The organism is Serratia sp. CY40230 (assembly GCF_052168835.1).
GTDB classification, from domain to species: Bacteria; Pseudomonadota; Gammaproteobacteria; order Enterobacterales; family Enterobacteriaceae; genus Serratia; species Serratia nematodiphila.
Genome location: NZ_JBJNLX010000001.1, coordinates 356,775 through 377,432, shown reverse-complemented (window position 1 = coordinate 377,432; position 20,658 = coordinate 356,775). Strand labels below are relative to the sequence as shown.

Below are 20,658 nucleotides of genomic sequence, written 5' to 3'. Positions count from 1 at the left end.
TAAATTACGCGCTTAATTGTGCCGGGATGCTTCTTTTTAAACGATAAGTTGGGTAATTTGGCCGCTCTCCCGCAAGTTCGAGAGTATAACAATGAAAATGATCCGCCTGTTTGCCGTAGCTGGAGCGCTGATCGTGCTCGTTTACTTCCTTACACATACCTGAGGTAGCTTTATCTCGGAATGTGGCAGCAATACCTAAAAAAAACGGCGCCTTCCGGCGCCGTTTTTTGTTTGTCTGCCGATCAGCGGCCGAACAGGTCGCGGCGGCGTGGGCGAACAAATTGCGCGATCAGCACAATCAGCGCCACCAGCAGATAGGCGCCGAAGATGCCGACCAACCATTGCGGCATTTCCAACGTCAGGAATTGCCATTGACGCACGGAGCAGTCACCGGAAGCGTGGAACACCGCCGGCAGCCATTTGTCCAGCGGCAGCCAGGACGGGAAGCTGACGAAGAAATCGCAGGTATTGAATGGCGAAGGATGCAACTGGATCATGGTGTGCTTCCACGCCAGCTGTACGCCTTCCCAGGCGCTGTAGATCCACAGCAAGATCGCCGCGTAGCGCAGCGGCGTTTTCGGCGCGATGGCGCCCACCAGCGAGGCGCCGAGGATACCGAACAGCGCGCAACGCTCGTAAATGCACATCACGCACGGCTGCAGCAGCATAACGTGCTGGAAATAGAGCGCGACCAGTTCCAACACCAACGCTGTCAGGGCCATCAGCAGCCAGGCGCCGCGTCCTTGTGAACAGCGGTTAAAGAATTGCAACATATCTAGATTCTTCCATGCAGTAAGCAATTGAACCGGCAGTGTAAACCAATTCCTCTTCGCTGCCAGCCACCTGGGCCGGATTCAGCGTAAAAATAGTCGGTTCACCCTGCCGGCGCCGTCTCAGTGGCCGACGGCGTCGATGGACGGCAACGTCAGCCAATGCCACTGCGTCAACAGCTCGGTCGCCGGTTCCAAGGTGAACTGGACGCATAGCAGGCCAACCACCGTCAGCACCACCGTATAAGGCAGGGCCATCCATACCATGCGGCCATACGACAAACGCACCAGCGGCGCCAGCGCAGACGTCAGCAGAAACAGAAACGCCGCCTGCCCGTTAGGGGTGGCGACCGAGGGCAGGTTGGTGCCGGTATTGATGGCGACCGCCAGCAGCTCGAACTGCTTCAGCCCGATAGCGCCGGTTTCCAGCGCGGTGCGCGCCTCGTTGATGTAAACCGTGCCGACGAACACGTTGTCGGAAACCGACGACAGCAGGCCGTTGAACAGGTAGAACAGCGAAAGCTGAGAGGCGGGCTCGGCGCGCAGCACAAACTGGATCACCGGGCTGAACAGGTGCTGCTCGATGATGACCGCGACCACGGTGAAAAACACCGTCAGCAGCGCGGTGAACGGCAGCGCTTCCTGGAACGCTTTGCCGATGGCGTGCTCGTCGTTCACGCCGCACAGGGAGGTGGCGAGAACGATGACCGACAGGCCAATCAGCCCCACTTCAGCCAGGTGGAAGGCCAGCGCCAGCACCAGCCAAACGCCGATCAGCGCTTGCATCACCAGTTTGAGCCGTTCTTGTTTGCTACGGCCCGCAGTGGCCTTGCGGTCATACTCTTTCAGCACGTCGCGTACCGCTTCCGGTAGCTGCGCGCCGTAACCAAACAGGCGAAAACGTTCTACCAGCCAACAAACCAGCAGGCCGCACACCAACACCGGCAGCGTGACCGGCGCCATTCGCAGGAAGAAATCGATAAAACCCCAGCCCGCGTTTTTGGCGATGATCAGGTTTTGCGGCTCGCCTACCATGGTCATGACCCCGCCGAGCGCGGTACCGACGCCGGCGTGCATCAGCAGGCTGCGCAGAAAGGCGCGGAATTGCTCCAGCGTCTGTTTGCGCTCTTCGCCGGTAAAATCGCTGTCATCGCCGATGTCGCCGTCGGGGCGATTCGACGTCACGTTGTGATAGATGGAATAGAAGCCGGTGGCCACGCTGATCACCACCGCCACGACCGTCAGCGCGTCGAGGAAGGCGGAAAGAAAGGCAGCGGCCAGGCAGAACGCCAGCGACAGCAGCGTTTTCGAGCGGATGTTGAGCAGCAGCTTGGTGAACACGAACAGCAGCAGTTGCTTCATAAAGTAGATGCCGGCCACCATAAAGATCAGCAGCAGCAACACGTCCAGATTATGTTCGATTTCCTGCGAGACCTGCGCCGGGCTGGTCATACCGATGGCCACGGCCTCGAGCGCCAGCAGGCCGCCCGGCAGCAGCGGGTAGCATTTCAGCGCCATCGCCAGGGTAAAGATGAACTCGACCACCAGCAGCCAACCCGCGATAAACGGGCTGGCGAAAAAGAACACCAGGGGGTTGATCGCCAGAAAAATGAGAATGGTCAGTTTGTACCAGTCGGGAGATTGCCCCAGAAAATTTTTGAGCAGGGCGCTGCGCAGGGTTGTTTCCATTGTGCTCTATGCATCCTTCAATCAGTCGTAGCACGTACCCTAACAATGCGGCGGGGGCGTGCGCAACCTGAGCTTGTTTTACGATGAGAAAATTCCTACGACCGGTATTTTTGCTCGTTTTTTGCCACGTTATGCACACTTTCGTTTATTGTTTTTCGCTCACGCTATGTCATGTCAGCACGATCTGGTATGATGAGCTGATTACTTTTACTGATTTTATCGTCGCAACGGAACGTCAAACACATGGTCATAAAGGCGCAGAGTCCTGCCGGTTTCGCGGAAGAGTACATTATTGAGAGTATTTGGAATAATCGCTTCCCCCCTGGCTCTATTTTGCCCGCGGAGCGTGAGCTTTCGGAGTTGATTGGCGTCACGCGCACCACGTTACGTGAAGTGTTGCAACGTCTGGCCCGCGATGGCTGGTTGACCATTCAGCATGGCAAACCGACCAAAGTGAACAATTTTTGGGAAACGTCCGGCCTCAATATCCTTGAGACGGTGGCCCGTCTCGATCACAAAAGCGTCCCTCAACTGATCGATAACCTGCTGTCCGTGCGCACCAATATCGCGTCGATCTTTATTCGCGCCGCGGTGCGCAATCATCCGGAGCAAGCCCAGGAAGTGTTGGCGAAGGCCGCCGAGGTCGAAGATCAGGCGGACGCTTTCAATCTGCTCGATTACGAGATCTTCCGCGGTCTGGCGTTCGCTTCCGGCAACCCGATCTACGGCCTGATCTTCAACGGTCTGAAAGGGCTGTACACCCGCGTGGGCCGTTACTACTTCTCCAATCCGGAAGCGCGCAAGCTGGCGCTGGCCTTCTACAGCAAGCTGTCCACGCTGTGCCATGAGAAATTGTACGACCAGGTGATGGATACCGTGCGCAGTTACGGTAAAGACAGCGGAGCGATTTGGCAGAGCATGCAGGGCACCATGCCGAGCGATCTGACCGAAGCGCGTCGTTAATCGCGAGTCAATGAAATAAGAAAGGGCGCCATGCGGCGCCCTTTGTCGTTGTGGCGGTTACAGCGGCGTAGGCCGCGGTGGGCAGCGATCGAGCAGCTCTACACTGCCGTCTTCATTTTGCTGCTCGAGGATCACGTCGAAGCCCCACAGGCGATGCAGGTGCTTCAACACGTCGCGGCGGCTCTTATCCAGTGGTGCGCGTTCCTGCGGGATGTAGCGCAATGTCAGCGAGCGGTCACCGCGCAGATCCACGTTCCAGATCTGAATGTTCGGCTCATGGTTGCTCAAGTTGTATTGCGCTGACAGCTCCTGGCGGATCGCCCGGTAACCGGCTTCGTTATGGATCGCGGCAATCTCCAGATAGTTGTTGCGATCGTCGTCCAGCACGGTAAACAGGCGGAAGTCGCGCATCACTTTGGGCGACAGGAACTGGCTGATAAAGCTCTCATCCTTAAAGTCGCGCATGGCGAAGTGCAATGTGTCCAACCAGTCTTTTCCGGCGATGTCCGGGAACCAGTAGCGGTCTTCTTCGGTCGGCGATTGGCAGATGCGCTTGATGTCCTGGAACATGGCGAAGCCCAGCGCATAAGGGTTGATGCCGTTATAGTACGGGCTGTTGTACGGCGGCTGATACACCACGTTGGTGTGGCTGTGCAAAAACTCCAGCATAAACCGCTCGGTCACTCGGCCCTCATCGTACAGATGGTTGAGGATGGTGTAGTGCCAGAAGGTCGCCCACCCCTCGTTCATTACCTGGGTCTGTTTTTGCGGGTAGAAATATTGGCTGACTTTGCGCACGATGCGCAACACCTCACGCTGCCACGGTTCCAGCAGCGGCGCATTCTTTTCAATAAAATAGAGGATATTTTCCTGCGGTTCGCTCGGATACCGGCGCGCCTGCTCCGGCGACTCTTCGCGTTCAACGCGTGGCAAGGTCTTCCATAACGTATTCACCTGGCTTTGCAGATACTCTTCGCGGCTTTTCTGGCGCGCTTTCTCTTCCACCAGGGAGATTTTCTGCGGGCGCTTGTACCTGTCGACCCCGTAGTTCATCAGCGCATGGCAAGAGTCCAGCAGTCGCTCCACTTCATCGACGCCGTAGCGCTCTTCGCACTGGCTGATGTAGTGGCGGGCGAACAGCAGATAATCGACGATGGAGCTGGCGTCGGTCCAGCTGCGGAACAGATAGTTATTCTTGAAGAACGAGTTGTGGCCATAGCAGGCGTGCGCCATCACCAGCGCCTGCATGGTGATGGTGTTCTCCTCCATCAGGTAGGCGATGCAGGGATTGGAGTTGATGACGATTTCATACGCCAGCCCTTGCTGGCCCTGTTTGTAGCGCTGTTCGGTTTCGATGAACTTCTTGCCGAAGGACCAATGGGTATAGTTGATCGGCATGCCGACGCTCGAATAGGCGTCCATCATCTGTTCTGAGGTGATCACCTCGATCTGATGTGGGTAGGTATCGAGCCGGTAATGCTTGGCGACGCGGTCGATCTGCTCCAAATACACCTGCAGCAGTTCGAACGTCCAGTCCGGTCCATCGCTCAGACGTTTATCATCCTTAACCTTTTCATGTGTTGAAGTAGTCATCAGCGCACCCTCATTATTCACGGGTCTTGCTCAAACGGCAGACCCTGTAACAAGCATAGTTCAAGTCATAATTAACCATTGCAAATCAGTGAAATAAAAATGCCGGTACGCAAAGGAGCGAACGGCGGTCAATCCGGCGCCCGTCCCGGCAGAAGGCGGTGCGGCACCGCACTTCCTCTTCGAGTATAACCCTGCGGCAGGGGGGCGCAACACAATGCCTGTTGCACGACAAGGATTGAAAATTGTTATGTTATATTGTAACTTTTAATTTTTCCCGATAACGGACAAGGAGCGCATTTTGGCGAGGCATTTTGGCAAACTGGCGGTGGCGCTGGCCGCGTTGTTTATCAGCGGGCAGGCATGCGCCCACGGGCATCATTCACATGGCAAGCCGCTGACGGAGGCGGAAAAAAAGGCGGAGGCGGGGGTGTTCGACGATAAGGACGTCAAAGATCGCGACCTGGCCGACTGGGAGGGCGTGTGGCAATCCGTGTATCCCTATCTGCTCAATGGGGATCTTGACCCGGTATTCAAGAAGAAAGCGGCACAGGACAAGCGCAAGACCTTCGCCGAAGTGAAGGCGTATTACCGCAAAGGGTATGCCACCGATGTGGATACCATCGGCATTGAAAACGGCGTCATGGAATTTCACCGCGGTGACCAATCCAGCGCCTGTCAGTATAAGTACGCCGGGCATAAGATCCTGACGTATGTTTCCGGTAAAAAGGGCGTGCGTTATCTGTTTGAATGCCAGGATGCCGGCAGCCTGGCGCCGAAATTCGTGCAGTTCAGCGATCACATTATCGGCCCGCGCAAATCGGCGCATTTCCATATCTTTATGGGCAACACGTCGCAGGAAGCGTTGCTGAAAGAGATGGATAACTGGCCGACTTACTACCCATTCCAACTGCAAACCAAAGAAGTCGTGGACGAGATGCTGCATCATTGATGCTGCTCGTTCCCGCAACCACAAGCCCGCCTGTGTGGGCTTGTGCTCAGTCAAACGGTCTGATTTGCAGGTAATCGTCCGTCACTTCCATTTCAAATAGCGTTTTATCTGCCAACAAGGTCGCACGCATTCGTTCCCGGGCTTGCCGGTAGCGTTCATCCAACTGAATATCACCGGCGCTTTCCCATGCGACTCGGCTTGGCCATTGCGCATAGCCGATAAACTGCCCGCCCACATCCCGATGCAGGCGCGAGCCAAGGCTGCCGCGCTGCAGATAGATACCTTGGGTCAACGCTAGCCAAGCCTGGCGAAAGGCGTGTTCGTGTCCGGGTTTGACTGAAAACTGGTAGATGGCGATGAACATAAGACGTTCTCCACAATAGCGACGGTGTGAACTTTAGGCGCTGCTTCTGGCTTTAACGTTCATATCGTGCTGCAGCGTTCAACATAAACGGGCGGGCCAAGGGCTCGAGCGTTTTATTCCGGCACTGAAAGCAAGGTTAACGGCAGCTGAAATTTTGCGCGATTTTTCTGCTGCGGAGGGAGGGGGTTCTCTTTGTTTGTTATGTTGGTATTTTTTTATTTTATTGGGTTTTTATTCTGTTTAAATGTTGGCTGGTATTTTTATATTCTGTTAAATCAATGTTGCTTATTACGCCTTTTTTGAGTGCTATCATTGATAGCGTTGATATCAATTCAGTGGCGGTATGACGCCATAATCCCCTCTAAACCGCATCTTATCGCTATTTGCAGACGGCTATTGCAAATACATGGCCCATCGACGATAAATTAATTGTGAATATTGTCACGTTTGATGACGAAGTTGTTGGACGGATTTTTTCACTGAGTTAATTTCCTGTAAGCAGAAGATTATGCTTTGTGAAGCCTTGGGCTGGAGTCAGCGATGCGAGTGGTAATTTTAGGTAGTGGAGTGGTGGGCGTAGCCAGTGCCTGGTATTTGGCGAAGGCGGGGCATGAGGTGACGGTGATCGATCGTCAGCCAGGCCCCGCACTGGAAACCAGCGCGGCGAACGCCGGGCAGATTTCACCGGGTTATGCTGCCCCCTGGGCGGCGCCGGGCGTGCCGCTGAAGGCCATCAAGTGGATGTTCCAGCGCCATGCGCCGTTGGCCATCCGCCTCGACGGCAGCAGCTTCCAGCTGAGCTGGATGTGGCAGATGTTGAAAAACTGCAACACCGAACACTACATGACCAACAAAGGCCGCATGGTGCGCCTGGCGGAATACAGCCGCGATTGTATCAAGGCGCTGCGTCAGGAAACCGGCATTCAGTACGAAGGTCGCCAGGGCGGCACGCTGCAGCTGTTTCGCACTCAACAACAGTTCGAAAACGCCGCGAAAGACATTGCGGTATTGGAAGATGCCGGCGTGCCTTACAGATTGCTGGAAGCCGGCCAGCTCGGCAGCGTCGAGCCGGCGCTGGCACAGGTGGCGCACAAGCTGACCGGTGGCCTGCAGTTGCCGAACGACGAAACCGGCGATTGCCAGCTGTTTACGCAACAGTTGGCGAAGATGGCAGAGCAGGCGGGCGTCACCTTCCTGTTCAACCGCAGCGTCGATCGTCTGCTGGTGGAGGGCGACAAGATCGCCGGCGTGCAGTGCGGCGAGGAAGTGTTCAAGGCCGACAGCTATGTGGTGGCGTTCGGCTCGTACTCCACGGCACTGCTGCGCGGCCTGGTGTCCATTCCGGTTTACCCGCTGAAGGGCTATTCGTTGACCATTCCTATCACCGACGAAGCGGCGGCGCCGTTCTCTACAGTATTGGATGAGACGTATAAAATCGCCATCACACGCTTCGACCAGCGCATTCGCGTTGGCGGCATGGCGGAGATCGTCGGTTTCAATACGCAGCTGGAGCAAAAACGGCGCGAAACGCTGGAAATGGTGGTGCGCGATCTCTACCCGAACGGCGGCCGAGTGGAAGAGGCAACGTTCTGGACCGGCCTGCGGCCGATGACGCCGGACGGCACGCCAATTGTCGGCCGCACCTCGCTGAAGAACCTGTATCTCAATACCGGGCATGGCACGTTGGGCTGGACGATGGCCTGTGGCTCCGGGCAGTTGTTGTCCGATCTGATGTCCGGCATTACGCCGGCTATCCCTTCCGATGACCTGGCGGTGGCGCGTTACAGCGCCGGGTTTCGTCAGCAACATGCGGTTCCGCTGAACGACGTGCATCCCGCACGTTAATCGTTGACTCTGTCATAGACTTTCCCGGCCATGCGCAGGCGCGCGTGGCCGCCGTACGTTGCCCCAAGGAGAAGCGATGCCCCGTCCCATAACCGCCACGATGCATCTCGGCGCGATTGAAAATAACCTGCAGGTGGTGCGCCGTTTCGCCCCCGGCGCCAAAGTCTGGGCGGTGGTCAAGGCTAACGCCTATGGCCACGGCATCAAACACGTTTGGCGCAGCATGGCGCAAACCGACGGCTTCGCCATGCTGGATCTGGCCGAAGCGGTGCTGCTGCGCGAGTCGGGTTGGCAAGGGCCTATCCTGTTGTTGGAAGGCTTCTTCCAGCCGCAGGATCTGGCGTTGCTTGACCGTTATCGCCTGACGACGGCGGTGCACAGCGACTGGCAACTGGCGGCGATCGCCGACGCCACGCTGAACGCGCCGCTCAATGTCTATCTGAAGGTGAACAGTGGCATGAATCGGCTGGGGTTCGCACCCGAGCGGCTGCATGAGGTGTGGCGCAGGGCGCAGGCGGTAGCCAACATTGCCGAGCTTACGCTGATGAGCCATTTCGCCACCGCCGACGGCCCCGAAGGCGTGACGCAGCAGATGGCCACCATCGAGGCGGCGGCAACCGATATACCGCTGCCGCGCTGCCTGGCCAACTCGGCCGCCACGCTGTGGCACCCTTCGACCCACGGCAGTTGGATCCGTCCTGGGATCGTTCTCTATGGCGCTTCGCCGAGCGGTTGCTGGAATGACGTTGCGGCGACGGGGCTGCAGCCGGCGATGACGCTGAGCAGTGAAATCATCGGTATTCAGCAGCTGAAGTCTGGCGATCGTGTGGGTTACGGTGGTCGTTACAGCGCCGCAGGCGCACAGCGTATCGGCGTGGTGGCCTGCGGTTACGCCGACGGCTATCCGCGTCATGCGCCGACCGGTACGCCGGTATGGGTTGGCGGCGTGCTGACGCGCACCCTGGGAACGGTATCGATGGATATGCTGGCGGTGGATCTGACGCCCTGTCCGCAAGTCGAACTGGGCGCCGAAGTCGAGCTGTGGGGGAAACGTCTGCCGGTGGATGAGGTGGCCACGGCGGCAGGGACGTTAGGCTATGAACTGCTGTCGGCGTTAGCGGCGCGAGTGCCGGTCGCCATCGAAGCCTGAGCCGGGGCTCAGGCGACTTTTCTGATCTGCCCTTTAATCTGCTTGCTGAGCCGCCGCGCGTGCAGCGCCAGCAGGCAGCCCGCCAGCATCACCAGCGCCAGCGACAGCTTGGGTTGCAGCGGCAACGCCATCGCCACCAGACCCAGCGCGGCGCCGCCCGCCATCTGCACGAAACCGACCAGCGCGGACGCGACGCCGGCCTCATTGGAGTAGGGTTCCAACGCGTAGCTGGTGGCCGGGCCCATCACGAATGCCAACCCGGCGCAGGCGCTGGCGACTGGCAGCATATATGCCAGCCAGTGCGTTTGCGCCGTTGCGGGCAGCAGCATGACGCCCAGCAGCAGGCCCAGACAGCCCAGCCCCATCAACATGCCGCCGGTCGCCAGACAAACCGGGCGGCCGACCTTGTGGATGATGCGGTTGGCGAAGAAGCTGACCAGCATGATCCAGAAACCGTTGGCGCCGAACACCAGCGAGAATTGCAGCGGGGTCAGGCCGGCGGTGCCCATCAGCACGTTCGGTGCCAGAGAAACGTAGGTCAGCGCCATGCCCATCGCCCCGGAGTTCACCACCGCAAAAGAGAGGAAACGCCGTTCGCTGAGGATGCGCGCGTATTGACGCACCGGCAACCCCTTGACCGGCACGGTGTCGGCGGGGCGAGTTTCCGGCAGGCGCAGCGCGATGAGCGCCAACACCAGCAGCGCGTAGCCGACCAGGAACCAGAAGGGCGCGCGCCAGCCGAAGGCTTCGGCGAGCAGGCCGCCGAGCAGCGGCGCCAGCGCCGGGATGATGTTCAGCGTGCCGTTAAGAAAGCCGAAAGCGCGGGCGGCGTCGTCGCCATTCAGGCGATCGCGCACGCCGCTGAAGGCGACGACGGCGGTGCAGCAAACCGCCACCCCTTGCAGCAGACGCGAAGCGATGAAAATCGTCGGGCTGGTGGCCAGCGCCGCCATCGCGGCGCCGATCATGTAGAGGATAATGCCGGCCAGCGCCACCGGTTTGCGGCCATAGTTATCCACCAGCGGGCCGGCGATGACCTGGCCGAGGCCAAGCACCAGAATAAATAGCGATATGGTGGATTGGATCAACGCTTCGCTGCTGCCCAGACCGACGGCAATAGCGGGAATAGTCGGCAGATAAAGATCGATGCCTAATGGGCCGAGCAGCACCAGGCTGAGAAGCATAAACAGAAACTTTTGCATAACAGAAAAGGCACGTCCGAGTGACAAAGAGGGCTAGAGTAGAGACTCTGGCGGCAAATGAAAAGGGGCAAAGCGGGTCAGCGCTGCGCCCCCTGACGATAATAGAGCGCCGAGACGGTATCGGCCACATAACGGGCCTGGTGGCGAGCATCATCCAGCGCACGATGCGGCATACCTTCGAACGGGCGAGCCTTTTTCGGGTTAAAGCCATGCAGTTCCGCCAGCGTGATCACCGTGCGCACGTCCTGAGTATCCCAAAACTTCCACGGGCAGGGCATTTCCAACTGCTGGAAGGCGTGTTCGAGGATCGCGCAGTCGAACTCTTTACCGTTCCCCCAGACCTTTACCGTATCGGTGCTGTTCATATGGATAAAACGGCTGAGGCTGCTCAGCACGCGCTTGAGGCTCTCGGTGCCGCCGAAGGCCAGCTTGCGCGCTTCATCGGACTGTTTCGCCCACCAGGCGACCGTGTCCAGACTGATGGTTCGCCCCGGCTGATCTTTCTGGCTGCTGACGGCGGCCTCGAATTCGGCGCCGAGTTCCCCGGTCCGGGGATCGAAAAACACCGCCGCAACCACCAGAATGACGGCGCTGGGTTTTATATCCAGGGTTTCAATGTCTAACATCAGATGGTGCATCGGCGTTTCCGGTGGTGGGCGTGGTGGCTTAATGTTACTACAGAACGTGCGCCGATGCGGCCGGTACGCACATGAAATCCTTTTAAAGCGCCTCGTTCAGGTTATGATGCTCGTGATACTCTTGTCAGGTTGGTCGCTATCGGTGAGAACGCTTATCTTTATTCTGTGCATGGCCGGCTACTTGCTGTTGCTGGGCTACCTTAGCATGTTCGTCACGGACAAGATCTGTGAGAAGGCGGGTAACTACACCAAAATATGCCGCGTCGTAGACATTTCCGAACCTCATATTCCCAAATAGCCCCCAGTTTATCCCAGATAGTCGGTGGTAATCAGCGGCGTCAGGATGGCCGCCAGCGCCGTGAGTGCCCCCCATTGCCGCCAGCCCAGCCGCGCCAGCCAGTCATGCCGCTGCGGCGGTGTGGACAGTTGCCCGACGGCTACGGCGCCGGTCAGCAGCAGCGTCAGAATCAGCAGCACCAGGCAACGGCTCACCAGCGTGAACTCAACATGCAGCACATTGGCGTAATACAGGCGCATCAGAATAAAATAGCTCAGCAAGATCCAGGCGAAAACGACGTTCTTCTTGAGCACCTGCTGCAGCATCAACGCGAGAAACAGGCTGTGAAACAGCGACAACAGCGGGGCCTCGATCGGGTGCCGAACGCAGACGTTGTAGACCGCCATATAAATGTTGAAAACCAGCAGGATATAGATCACATAAATATACCAGCCGTAGATGACCTTGAGCTTTTTCGGGGTCGGCGGCAGGGAGAGTGCGTCCGGTTTCATTAATGCCTCCTGATGATGCCATGTAAACGCTGTGCTTGAAGACGGCGCGGCGACATCGTAATTTAAAATCCACAGGGTATATATCACCCGAGCGCTAAATGACAATTAAACGCGGGATCGGCTTTATTTCCGCGTTGGCCTGGAACTCTTTTGCGCCCGCGGGGTCGATTGGCGTACGAATGCCTGGCGGTTTTTGCACTATGATGACAGATATAATTTATTGATATGAAAGATTATAAAAACACTTCGGGCACAAAAATCCTGCTGCTGTTCAGCCTGGCGTTTTATACGCTGTTGCCACCGTTGCTGACGGCGGTCGTGTTCAACCGTTTCAATCTTAATCCGTTCGCGATCGTCAAATTTTTTCACTTCAACCCGTTTTTGGCCGATCGGGGCATACCCGGTTATCAGACTTTCTTCTACTTGCTGATGCTATGGTTGGGGTTGAATGCTTTGCTCTGGCTGCTGGTATGGGGAGCGGGGCGATTGTATCAGCGCTGGCGATCGCCGCGCGGCTGATAGTTTCTCAAAGGGTAAAGTTGCCTGGGGAAATGACTTTGTATTCAATAATGAGACGTATTATCATTTTATTCGCCGGTGAGGGGAAAAGGGTTGTCTCCTTCTGTGCCCCCCGATCCGGCACGACATTGCTCACATTGCTTCCCGTTTTCATGCCAGCCTTGCGCTGGCACTTTTTTATCCCACGCCAAAAACCATGACGCCGGTGGTCAGCCTCTTTTCATTAATATGCCTGTTTAAAAGCCAGCACGCGGCATTGGGGCGTTAGAACAGCGAAAACAGCAACACCACCGGCAGGCTCAACGGCCAGGTTAACCCGATGGTCAGTGCGCTGATACAGCGAATTTTGACGGTGTCCCGGCTAACCAGGTAGGTGAAAACCATAGAAACTAACAGACCAATAAAATAACAGTATTGCGTTGCAACCCACAGCGGTGACATGAAACCCGATCCCAGTTGTATTTTTACGCGCGAATTCTAGGAGCTTGGCGGGTGATAATCAATGACCAAAGGCCCTTTATTCAAACCTTTATCCATAAGTATGCATAATTTATTTCTATAAAGAACGTAGGGTTATTAGCGGCTTTATGTTTATTGCCAAAAGAAATCAACAGCATAGTTACCGGTAACATTTTGCGTCAGGCAAGCCATCCTTCTGGAGTGAACTCCGCTGAGCAGTTAAAGAGTCGGTGAAGGGGGAAACGCGGTGGGGTTATGACTCATAAAAATTAATGATGTATTTGCGGACGGCAAGGCTAAGGTGAGGTGGCGTCGGGTTTAGCGGTACGTGAATCCTTCAGGCGCCGGTTTTAGCGCATCAGTCGCGATGCGCCGCTTGCCCGCCAGGGAGGGGGATGGTTGTCGTTACGGGTTTAATGAATGTTAAGACCGTAGACGAACAGCCACGAAAACAGCAGCGCCAGCAGGCATGCCATAAAAACGATGGAGATCATTTCCTTCACAACTTCATTCCTTTTCCCGGTGAGCCAAATTTACTTCTCTTTGTTTTTGCGCGAAATTTTAGATCGGTATGGGTAAAAATCCTAGTTTTAATCCTTTTTTTTCCCGGCCTTGCGGCGTAAGCCGCTTCGATAAGCCGTGGCGGCGGTGGAAAATCGGAGACGTTAACTCGTCGTAGCTATTGCTGAACGCCATGAGGCTGACTATATAAAAGGGGGACTGCGTGGCGTCGAAGGCAGCCAGGCTCGCCCCTTGCGGGGGCGTTCATCTGCCTGCGGCGCTTTCCTATGAGATGAAGGAGTCGGCAATGAGCACAAAACCAACTATCGTGCTGGTACACGGATTCTGGGGCGGCGCCGCGCACTGGAGTAAGGTCATCATCGAGTTGTCGCGCAGGGGATATACGGCGATTCATGCGGTGGAAATGCCGTTGACGTCGCTGGCTGAGGATGCGGAACGTACGCGTAAGATGGTCGCGCAGCAAGCGGGACCGGTATTGTTGGTCGGGCACTCTTACGGCGGTGCCGTGATCACGGAAATGGGCAACCAGCCTAACGTGGTTGGCCTGGTCTACATCGCCGCGTTTGCGCCTGATGCCGGTGAAAGTGCCGGCGGTATTACGCAAGCGCATCCTCCTGCGGCAGTCGAGAATCTGGCCCCGGACAGCGACGGTTATCTGTGGATTAAAACCGACAAGTTTCACGAAAGCTTTTGCCAGGATCTGACCGCCGACGAGGCATTGGTGATGGCGGTGGCGCAGAAGGCCCCGCTGGCCGATACCTTTGGCAACACCATCGGCGAGCCCGCCTGGAAACATAAGCCGTCATGGTATCAACTTTCCAGCGACGATCGCATGATAGCGCCGGAGAATCAGCGGCGCATGGCGCAGCGGCTGCAGGCCAAGAAAGTGATGGTGCTGAATGCCAGCCATGCCTCGCTGGTTTCCCATGCCGATGAGGTGGCGGGTTTGATTGACGAAGCGGCCGGTTTGAAATAATGCAGGGGCAGGAAGGCTCGACATTCTGCGGCAGATTATTCCTTCGCTGATATCGCTATAACAGCATCATCAACACGACGGCGACGGCAATAATGGCGTAGAGGTCTGCCTTACGCATATCGCCTTAGCGCCCGTTAACGCCGATCATTTCTATTGCCGCGCGATGCAGCCGCTGAAAATAATCATCGGGCTGCTTTTCTATCTCCTGGATAAGGCTGGCGAGCAGGTTCTGTTTGGTTATCGGCTTGTTGGCGGTCAACACCAGCAGCACGTTTTTGCCGAGCAGGCAACATATTTGCTTATGGTATTCATCAACATCGTGCTTGTTGAGGCCATAGAGGGTGTAGTCGATCATGATGTCTAACCTGCTGACAGGTAAATGCCCGCCGCAGCGGGCTGAGAAGCCATAGAAAAATAAAATGAGGCAAATTTCGCTTAGGAAGAGACTTAAGCGATGGGGTAACGATAACTGAATGGGAATATTCCTATCAAGCCGTGCGGAGGGGAGCGGCGGATGTTTAGGAATAACCTCAGAAGAACAAATAATAGAGAGGACCGTTCTGGGGAATCTGACTTATTATTGTTGTTGTCATTGTTTAAAAAATAAACATGGGTTTTGCAAATATATAATGCGAAAAGAAACAGCCGGAAAACGGTGCTTTCCGGCTGTGGTGACATTCACGCGGCGTTATTCACACGGTCTGCTTACGGAACAGTTCGCGGAATACCGGATAGATATCGTCCGGTTCGCGGATATGCTGCATGGCGAAGTTGTCGAATTTCGCCTGCAGATCCTCGTATTCGCGCCACAGCGTTTGGTGAGCGCGGCGAGTGATTTCTATGTAGCTGTAATAACGCACCATCGGCAGGATCTTTTTCGCCAACAGCTCATGACACAGCGGTGAATCGTCGGCCCAGTTGTCGCCGTCCGACGCTTGCGCGGCATAGATATTCCATTGCGCCGGGTCATAACGCTCTTCGACTACGTCATTCATTAACTTCAGCGCGCTGGAAACGATGGTGCCACCGGTTTCCTGCGAATAGAAGAACTCCTGTTCGTCCACCTCTTTCGCCTGGGTGTGATGGCGAATATAGACCACCTCGACGTTTTTATAGGTTCGGCTCAGGAACAAATAGAGCAGAATGTAAAAACGCTTGGCCATGTCTTTGGTCGCCTGGTCCATCGAGCCGGACACGTCCATCAGGCAGAACATCACCGCCTGGCTGGAGGGCTCCGGCCGGCGCTCATAGTTTTTGTAGCGCAGGTCGAAGGTATCGATAAACGGCACGCTTTCGATTTTCTTGCGCAGTTCGGCAATTTCCTTGCGCAGCCGCTCCTCTTCCAGCAATTGCACCGGCTCGGTATTTTCCAACTGGGTCAGCGCATCTTCCAGCTCGTGCAACGCGCGTCTTTTACCGGCGGTCATGGCGGTTCGTCGCGCCAGCGAGTTCTGCAGCGAACGCACGACGCTGATGTTGGCCGGCACGCCATTGGCGGTATAGCCGGCACGATGGGTTTTGAACTCGGTCAACTGCTTGTACTGATTCTTTTTCAGATTGGGCAGGGCGAGATCCTCGAACAAAAGATCGAGGTACTCGTCTTTGGAGATCTGGAAGACGAATTCATCCTGGCCTTCACCGTCCTGGCTGGCGTTGCCCTGGCCGCCGCCACCGCCTGCGCCGCCCTGAGGCCGCTCAACGCGATCGTTCTGCACGAAGTGGTCATTGCCTGGGTGAACGCGATGGCGTGTGCCGCCGCGCCCCTGATGAAACATCGGTTCGTTGATATCGTCAGTGGGGATGGAGACCGACTCCCCGCTGTCTACGTCGGTGACCGAACGCTTGTTGATGGCTTCGGCAATCGACTGTTTGATTTGCGACTTGTAACGGCGCAAGAAGCGCTGGCGGTTCACCATGCTCTTGTTTTTGCCGTTCAGCCGTCGGTCAATGAAATAGGCCATACTTCCCCCAAACGACGTTGCCAACTCTTCATGTCCCGGTCGCGACAGCGCAATGTGTAAGCCCCTCCTTGGGCTGCGCTGCAACGTCCATGACTGTGGACATGGCCCTGATAATGCCGCTTACCTGAGGCGTTATGAGGATTTTCTGACCCGCAGATACCATTCACACAACAGGCGCACCTGCTTGCGGGTATAGCCTTTCTCCATCATGCGGTCGACGAAGTCGTCGTGTTTTTTCTGCTCGTCCGTCGAGGTTTTGGCGTTAAACGAAATCACCGGCAACAGCTCTTCGGTATTGGAGAACATTTTCTTCTCGATCACGGTGCGCAGCTTCTCGTAGCTGGTCCAGTTCGGATTGCGGCCGTTGTTGTTGGCGCGGGCGCGCAGCACGAAGTTCACGATTTCGTTGCGGAAATCTTTCGGGTTGCTGATGCCGGCCGGTTTTTCAATTTTTTCCAGTTCGGCGTTCAAAGACTCGCGGTCGAACAGCTGACCGGTGTCGGGGTCGCGATACTCCTGATCCTGGATCCAGAAGTCCGCGTAGGTCACGTAACGGTCAAAAATGTTCTGTCCGTATTCCGAGTAGGATTCCAGATAGGCGGTCTGGATCTCTTTGCCGATAAACTCGGCGTATTTCGGGATCAGATAGCCTTTCAGGTGTTCGAGGTATTTCTCGGCCAAATCCTGCGGGAACTGTTCGCGTTCGATCTGCTGCTCCAGCACATAGAACAGGTGCACCGGGTTGGCTGCCACCTCGGCGTGATCGAAGTTGAATACCCGCGAGAGGATTTTAAAGGCGAAACGGGTGGAGAGGCCGTTCATGCCTTCGTCAACCCCGGCGTAGTCGCGGTACTCCTGATAGGACTTGGCTTTCGGATCGGTATCCTTGAGGCTTTCGCCGTCATACACGCGCATTTTCGAGTAAATGCTCGAGTTTTCCGGCTCTTTCAGCCGCGACAGCACGCTAAAGCGCGCCAGCGTTTCGAGGGTGCCCGGCGCGCAGGGCGCGTGAGTCAGCTCGCTGTGGTCCAGCAGCTTGTCGTAAATCTTGATCTCTTCCGACACGCGCAGGCAGTAAGGCACCTTGACGATGTACACGCGGTCGAGGAACGCTTCGTTGTTCTTGTTGTTACGGAAGGTCACCCACTCGGATTCGTTGGAGTGCGCCAGAATAATGCCGTTGAACGGCAGGGCGGAGATGCCCTCGGTGCCGTTGTAGTTACCTTCCTGAGTCGCCGTCAGCAGCGGATGCAGCACTTTGATCGGCGCTTTGAACATCTCGACGAATTCCATAATCCCCTGGTTTGCGCGGCACAGTGCGCCGGAATAGCCGTAGGCGTCCGGATCGTTCTGCGCGTGGTTCTCCAGCTTACGGATGTCCACTTTACCGACCAGCGCCGAGATGTCCTGGTTGTTCTCATCGCCCGGTTCGGTTTTGGCGATGGCGATCTGCTCCAGGATGGAAGGGCGCACCTTCACGACTTTAAACTTGGTGATATCGCCGCCGAACTCGTGCAGGCGCTTCGCCGCCCACGGCGACATGATGGTGCCGAGATAGCGACTTGGGATGTTGAACTCTTTTTCCAGGATTGAGGCATCTTCCTGAGGGTTGAACAAGCACAGCGGATGATCGTTGACCGGGCTGCGTTCGCCGTTGGCGCTGAGGGTGTAGATGGGCACGCGCTGCATCAACGCTTTAAGGCGTTCTGCCAGCGAGGATTTACCGCCGCCCACCGGGCCCAGCAGGTAAAGGATCTGTTTCTTCTCTTCCAGGCCCTGCGCGGCGTGCTTCAGGTAAGAGACGATCTGTTCGATGGCCTCTTCCATACCGTAGAATTCTTCGAAGGCCGGATAGCGTGCGATCACGCGGTTGGAGAACAGGCGCGACAGGCGTGATTCTAGCGCAGTGTCGACCATCACAGGTTCACCGATAGCCATCAGCAGACGTTCGGCCGCGTTGGCATAGGCACTGCGATCTTGCCGGCAAATGGTAAGAAATTCCTGCAGTGTGAACTCTTCGTCCTTGGCAGCTTCGTAGCGCTGGCGATAGTGGTCAAATATGTTCATGATGCCCGTCCTTTCGTTATTAGCACAGGTTAAAGAGAGCGTGTGATAGTGTTCTGGCTCCCGAAAGATGAGAATACGCCTGAGTACAGCAACCCGTATGCCAACTTGGTGCGCTTATTATCGCGAGTTGCGCTGTATGCCACTGGGCCCAGGATAAATTCACCTTCTGATTTAAGCTTAGTTTGCTTGCCGGAAAATTTCCTGCCGCAGAAAAAGCTTTTTTTAAGTCATATCAATGACTCAGTTATTGCCGGGATAACCAAATGCCTTGTCTGGCGCGGCCTGCGGGATAAAACGTCATCGTTCCGCCATGATTAATTCATAATTCCGCTATAAGTTATTCGATCTTGGTCGTTTTCCTTTGTAAAGATTAGGCGCGCAACTAAATTTTCACATAAACTATCGCGGCTATTAACCCTGTAATTTATGGAAAAAGAACCAGTGAAGATTTCAAAACTCAAAACGCTAGCAATTATCGCTTCCGCAATGGTTTGTGCGCAAAGTGCTCAGGCGGGGACCTGGTCACTCGGTGCTGCCGCGCTGGTTAGTCCGGACGCGTATCGCGGTTATCAGGACCGCGTTTATCCGGTGCCCGTCATCGACTATGAAGGTGACGACTTCTACTTCCGTACTCTGACCGCCGGTTACTACCTGTGGAAAGATCAAGAAAACCAGCTGAGCATCATGGGTTACTACACGCCATGGGGCTACCGTCCGGGCGACAGCGACGACGATCGCATGAAGCGCCTCGACAAGCGTCGCGGCACGCTGATGGCCGGCCTGGCCTATTCGCACAACGCGGAATGGGGCACCCTTCGTACCACGTTCACCGGCGACACGCTGAACAACAGCAACGGGCTGGTGGGCGATGTCGCTTATCTGTACAAGTTTGATCTGGACGCGCTGACGCTGGTCCCGGGCGTGGGCGTGATGTGGAACAGCAAGAACCAGAACAAATATTACTACGGCGTCAGCGCCAATGAATCACGCCGCAGCGGCCTGGACAGCTACACCCCTGGCGATAGCTGGGCTCCGTATCTCGAGCTGAGCGCCAATTATCAGATCAACAAAAGCTGGAACGCCTTCTTCGTCGGCCGCTATGTGAAATTGTCGGATGAAGTGAAAGACAGCCCGATGGTGGATAAATCTTACACCGGTTTGTTGATGACGGGTGTGAGCTACACCTTCTAATCACGCATTGCACAACTATCGTGCATGTCGTGCATCAAAAAGGGGCGCTGGCGCCCCTTTTGCACATCTGTGGTGCGCTTCCGCGCACGGTTCCTCAGGCCTTCTTACGACTGCGGAAGGTGACACCCAAACGGGCGGGTTGCTCGCCGGCAGCGACCAGCGGTTTGCTGACGCGCCCGGTCTCGATGCAGACCATGGTCTTGTAACCGTCGTTCGGCATATCCCCCATGCTGCAGGAGAGTTCCACGCCGGGGTTCCAGGCGATGACGTCGCTCATATGATGGTGGTGAACCTCGATGGTGCGAGCGAGTGCCGGATCGCGGATCTGGCTGAAAGCTTCCGGGCGGGTATAGACGCGGTCGGTTTGGCCGATGAATGTCACTTCGCCCGTCTGATGCGCCTCTGCGCCGCCCGCCACCTTGTCGATATAAGGCTCGCCCAGGCCCGCCACGCTGACCCGATCGATGTCGCCGACCTGGAAGTAACTGTGCAGCGCCGCCGTGGCTTGATAATCGCCGTGCGATTCCAGCTCGATCTCGCACTCTTCACCCAGCTTGAAGCGAGCAATCAGCGTGAAGGCGTGCTGCCACAGTTTGCGGGTCTGCTCATTGTCTTTCAGCGTAAAGGTCAGGATGACGCCGTTCTCATCTTCATCGTGCGCCGTCAGACTCCAGGGCTGGTTGCGGGCAAAGCCGTGGGAGGGTTGCGCCACCGGGCCGAACCACGGCCAGCAGATCGGCACGCCACCGCGGATGGCCTTGCCTGTGGCGAAAGGCGTGTTGTTGCTGAGCCAAATCACCGGCTGCTCACCGCTGGGCTGCCAGGCCAGCAAATGCGCGCCTTGCAGCGCGACGGCCGCGCGCACTTTCGGGTGCGACACCACAACCACGCCCAGCTCATCGAGTTGCCGCTGGCTGATATAAGGAGAAATTTGTTCGGAAACGGGCAGGGTGAAAATTTTCTCGTTCATTTCATGACCTATTGTTTGCCGGAGATAGAAATGGACCCTAT

Annotated in this window: 19 protein-coding genes; 7 read left to right on the top strand and 12 right to left on the bottom strand. The window is 56.4% G+C overall.

Annotation, left to right across the window (positions count from 1 at the left end):
- Nucleotides 1–242: 242 nt before the first annotated feature.
- Nucleotides 243–773, bottom strand: a complete 531-nt coding sequence (dsbB, locus tag ACJ8IJ_RS01720) for a disulfide bond formation protein DsbB (protein WP_004932277.1) — start codon at nt 771–773, stop codon at nt 243–245.
- Nucleotides 774–893: 120 nt separating this feature from the next.
- Nucleotides 894–2,459, bottom strand: a complete 1,566-nt coding sequence (gene nhaB, locus ACJ8IJ_RS01715) for a sodium/proton antiporter NhaB (RefSeq protein WP_033632859.1) — start codon at nt 2,457–2,459, stop codon at nt 894–896.
- A 243-nt stretch (nt 2,460–2,702) separates the two neighbouring features.
- On the opposite strand from nhaB, the gene fadR reads away from it, so the two are divergent.
- Complete coding sequence (gene fadR / locus ACJ8IJ_RS01710) at nt 2,703–3,422, top strand: fatty acid metabolism transcriptional regulator FadR (RefSeq protein ID WP_004932271.1); 720 nt, start codon at nt 2,703–2,705, stop codon at nt 3,420–3,422.
- Nucleotides 3,423–3,479: 57 nt separating this feature from the next.
- On the opposite strand, the gene ACJ8IJ_RS01705 is transcribed toward fadR, so the two are convergent.
- A complete protein-coding gene (locus tag ACJ8IJ_RS01705) occupies nt 3,480–5,015 on the bottom strand; it encodes a SpoVR family protein (RefSeq protein WP_004932268.1) in 1,536 nt (511 codons plus the stop codon).
- A 298-nt stretch (nt 5,016–5,313) separates the two neighbouring features.
- Between ACJ8IJ_RS01705 and zinT the strand changes: the two genes are divergently transcribed.
- On the top strand, nt 5,314–5,964 hold the full coding sequence (zinT, locus tag ACJ8IJ_RS01700; RefSeq protein WP_004932265.1) for a metal-binding protein ZinT: 651 nt from the start codon (nt 5,314–5,316) through the stop codon (nt 5,962–5,964).
- Nucleotides 5,965–6,010: 46 nt separating this feature from the next.
- Here zinT and ACJ8IJ_RS01695 read toward each other — a convergent pair whose 3' ends face one another.
- Nucleotides 6,011–6,328, bottom strand: a complete 318-nt coding sequence (locus ACJ8IJ_RS01695; protein WP_033632861.1) for an antibiotic biosynthesis monooxygenase family protein — start codon at nt 6,326–6,328, stop codon at nt 6,011–6,013.
- 540 nt (nt 6,329–6,868) lie between these two features.
- Here ACJ8IJ_RS01695 and ACJ8IJ_RS01690 point away from each other — a divergent pair.
- A complete protein-coding gene (locus ACJ8IJ_RS01690) occupies nt 6,869–8,173 on the top strand; it encodes a D-amino acid dehydrogenase (RefSeq protein ID WP_028127472.1) in 1,305 nt (434 codons plus the stop codon).
- A 76-nt stretch (nt 8,174–8,249) separates the two neighbouring features.
- Nucleotides 8,250–9,323, top strand: coding sequence for a catabolic alanine racemase DadX (dadX, locus tag ACJ8IJ_RS01685; RefSeq protein ID WP_004932256.1), 1,074 nt, complete (start codon nt 8,250–8,252; stop codon nt 9,321–9,323).
- An 8-nt stretch (nt 9,324–9,331) separates the two neighbouring features.
- On the opposite strand, the gene ACJ8IJ_RS01680 is transcribed toward dadX, so the two are convergent.
- The 3 genes from ACJ8IJ_RS01680 to ACJ8IJ_RS01670 all read right to left on the bottom strand — a co-directional run bounded on the left by ACJ8IJ_RS01680 (nt 9,332) and on the right by ACJ8IJ_RS01670 (nt 11,952).
- On the bottom strand, nt 9,332–10,525 hold the full coding sequence (locus ACJ8IJ_RS01680) for a multidrug effflux MFS transporter (protein ID WP_075686091.1): 1,194 nt from the start codon (nt 10,523–10,525) through the stop codon (nt 9,332–9,334).
- Nucleotides 10,526–10,602: 77 nt separating this feature from the next.
- Nucleotides 10,603–11,163, bottom strand: a complete 561-nt coding sequence (locus tag ACJ8IJ_RS01675; RefSeq protein ID WP_049186401.1) for a 3'-5' exonuclease — start codon at nt 11,161–11,163, stop codon at nt 10,603–10,605.
- A gap of 306 nt (nt 11,164–11,469) precedes the next feature.
- Nucleotides 11,470–11,952, bottom strand: coding sequence for a hypothetical protein (locus ACJ8IJ_RS01670; protein ID WP_004932246.1), 483 nt, complete (start codon nt 11,950–11,952; stop codon nt 11,470–11,472).
- Nucleotides 11,953–12,177: 225 nt separating this feature from the next.
- Between ACJ8IJ_RS01670 and ACJ8IJ_RS01665 the strand changes: the two genes are divergently transcribed.
- Nucleotides 12,178–12,471 carry a hypothetical protein gene (locus ACJ8IJ_RS01665; RefSeq protein ID WP_015378107.1) on the top strand — a complete coding sequence of 98 codons (294 nt, stop codon included), beginning with the start codon at nt 12,178–12,180 and terminating at the stop codon, nt 12,469–12,471.
- A gap of 264 nt (nt 12,472–12,735) precedes the next feature.
- Here the strand turns inward: ACJ8IJ_RS01665 and ACJ8IJ_RS01660 are convergent, their stop codons facing one another.
- Complete coding sequence (locus ACJ8IJ_RS01660; protein ID WP_015378105.1) at nt 12,736–12,912, bottom strand: GhoT/OrtT family toxin; 177 nt, start codon at nt 12,910–12,912, stop codon at nt 12,736–12,738.
- Between the two features lie 826 nt (nt 12,913–13,738).
- On the opposite strand from ACJ8IJ_RS01660, the gene ACJ8IJ_RS01655 reads away from it, so the two are divergent.
- Complete coding sequence (locus ACJ8IJ_RS01655) at nt 13,739–14,428, top strand: alpha/beta hydrolase (protein ID WP_004932239.1); 690 nt, start codon at nt 13,739–13,741, stop codon at nt 14,426–14,428.
- A 124-nt stretch (nt 14,429–14,552) separates the two neighbouring features.
- On the opposite strand, the gene ACJ8IJ_RS01650 is transcribed toward ACJ8IJ_RS01655, so the two are convergent.
- The 3 genes from ACJ8IJ_RS01650 to yeaG all read right to left on the bottom strand — a co-directional run bounded on the left by ACJ8IJ_RS01650 (nt 14,553) and on the right by yeaG (nt 18,456).
- Nucleotides 14,553–14,783, bottom strand: coding sequence for a hypothetical protein (locus ACJ8IJ_RS01650; RefSeq protein WP_004932237.1), 231 nt, complete (start codon nt 14,781–14,783; stop codon nt 14,553–14,555).
- 337 nt (nt 14,784–15,120) lie between these two features.
- A complete protein-coding gene (locus tag ACJ8IJ_RS01645) occupies nt 15,121–16,389 on the bottom strand; it encodes a YeaH/YhbH family protein (RefSeq protein ID WP_004932234.1) in 1,269 nt (422 codons plus the stop codon).
- 132 nt (nt 16,390–16,521) lie between these two features.
- Nucleotides 16,522–18,456 carry a protein kinase YeaG gene (yeaG, locus tag ACJ8IJ_RS01640; protein ID WP_004932230.1) on the bottom strand — a complete coding sequence of 645 codons (1,935 nt, stop codon included), beginning with the start codon at nt 18,454–18,456 and terminating at the stop codon, nt 16,522–16,524.
- Between the two features lie 426 nt (nt 18,457–18,882).
- Between yeaG and ACJ8IJ_RS01635 the strand changes: the two genes are divergently transcribed.
- Nucleotides 18,883–19,647 carry a MipA/OmpV family protein gene (locus ACJ8IJ_RS01635; protein WP_015378103.1) on the top strand — a complete coding sequence of 255 codons (765 nt, stop codon included), beginning with the start codon at nt 18,883–18,885 and terminating at the stop codon, nt 19,645–19,647.
- Nucleotides 19,648–19,741: 94 nt separating this feature from the next.
- Here ACJ8IJ_RS01635 and ACJ8IJ_RS01630 read toward each other — a convergent pair whose 3' ends face one another.
- The gene (locus ACJ8IJ_RS01630; protein WP_442518208.1) at nt 19,742–20,617 is read right to left on the bottom strand and encodes a D-hexose-6-phosphate mutarotase; all 876 of its coding nucleotides are present in this window, start codon (nt 20,615–20,617) and stop codon (nt 19,742–19,744) included.
- Nucleotides 20,618–20,658 lie beyond the last annotated feature (41 nt).

Bases quoted from the DNA above. Each gene is read 5' to 3' on its own strand.
- dsbB (WP_004932277.1), bottom strand. From the start codon at position 773: ATGTTGCAATTCTTTAACCGCTGTTCACAAGGACGCGGCGCCTGGCTG.
- nhaB (WP_033632859.1), bottom strand. From the start codon at position 2,459: ATGGAAACAACCCTGCGCAGCGCCCTGCTCAAAAATTTTCTGGGGCAA.
- fadR (WP_004932271.1), top strand. From the start codon at position 2,703: ATGGTCATAAAGGCGCAGAGTCCTGCCGGTTTCGCGGAAGAGTACATT.
- ACJ8IJ_RS01705 (WP_004932268.1), bottom strand. From the start codon at position 5,015: ATGACTACTTCAACACATGAAAAGGTTAAGGATGATAAACGTCTGAGC.
- ACJ8IJ_RS01695 (WP_033632861.1), bottom strand. From the start codon at position 6,328: ATGTTCATCGCCATCTACCAGTTTTCAGTCAAACCCGGACACGAACAC.
- ACJ8IJ_RS01690 (WP_028127472.1), top strand. From the start codon at position 6,869: ATGCGAGTGGTAATTTTAGGTAGTGGAGTGGTGGGCGTAGCCAGTGCC.
- dadX (WP_004932256.1), top strand. From the start codon at position 8,250: ATGCCCCGTCCCATAACCGCCACGATGCATCTCGGCGCGATTGAAAAT.
- ACJ8IJ_RS01680 (WP_075686091.1), bottom strand. From the start codon at position 10,525: ATGCAAAAGTTTCTGTTTATGCTTCTCAGCCTGGTGCTGCTCGGCCCA.
- ACJ8IJ_RS01675 (WP_049186401.1), bottom strand. From the start codon at position 11,163: ATGCACCATCTGATGTTAGACATTGAAACCCTGGATATAAAACCCAGC.
- ACJ8IJ_RS01670 (WP_004932246.1), bottom strand. From the start codon at position 11,952: ATGAAACCGGACGCACTCTCCCTGCCGCCGACCCCGAAAAAGCTCAAG.
- ACJ8IJ_RS01665 (WP_015378107.1), top strand. From the start codon at position 12,178: ATGAAAGATTATAAAAACACTTCGGGCACAAAAATCCTGCTGCTGTTC.
- ACJ8IJ_RS01660 (WP_015378105.1), bottom strand. From the start codon at position 12,912: ATGTCACCGCTGTGGGTTGCAACGCAATACTGTTATTTTATTGGTCTG.
- ACJ8IJ_RS01655 (WP_004932239.1), top strand. From the start codon at position 13,739: ATGAGCACAAAACCAACTATCGTGCTGGTACACGGATTCTGGGGCGGC.
- ACJ8IJ_RS01650 (WP_004932237.1), bottom strand. From the start codon at position 14,783: ATGATCGACTACACCCTCTATGGCCTCAACAAGCACGATGTTGATGAA.
- ACJ8IJ_RS01645 (WP_004932234.1), bottom strand. From the start codon at position 16,389: ATGGCCTATTTCATTGACCGACGGCTGAACGGCAAAAACAAGAGCATG.
- yeaG (WP_004932230.1), bottom strand. From the start codon at position 18,456: ATGAACATATTTGACCACTATCGCCAGCGCTACGAAGCTGCCAAGGAC.
- ACJ8IJ_RS01635 (WP_015378103.1), top strand. From the start codon at position 18,883: ATGGAAAAAGAACCAGTGAAGATTTCAAAACTCAAAACGCTAGCAATT.
- ACJ8IJ_RS01630 (WP_442518208.1), bottom strand. From the start codon at position 20,617: ATGAACGAGAAAATTTTCACCCTGCCCGTTTCCGAACAAATTTCTCCT.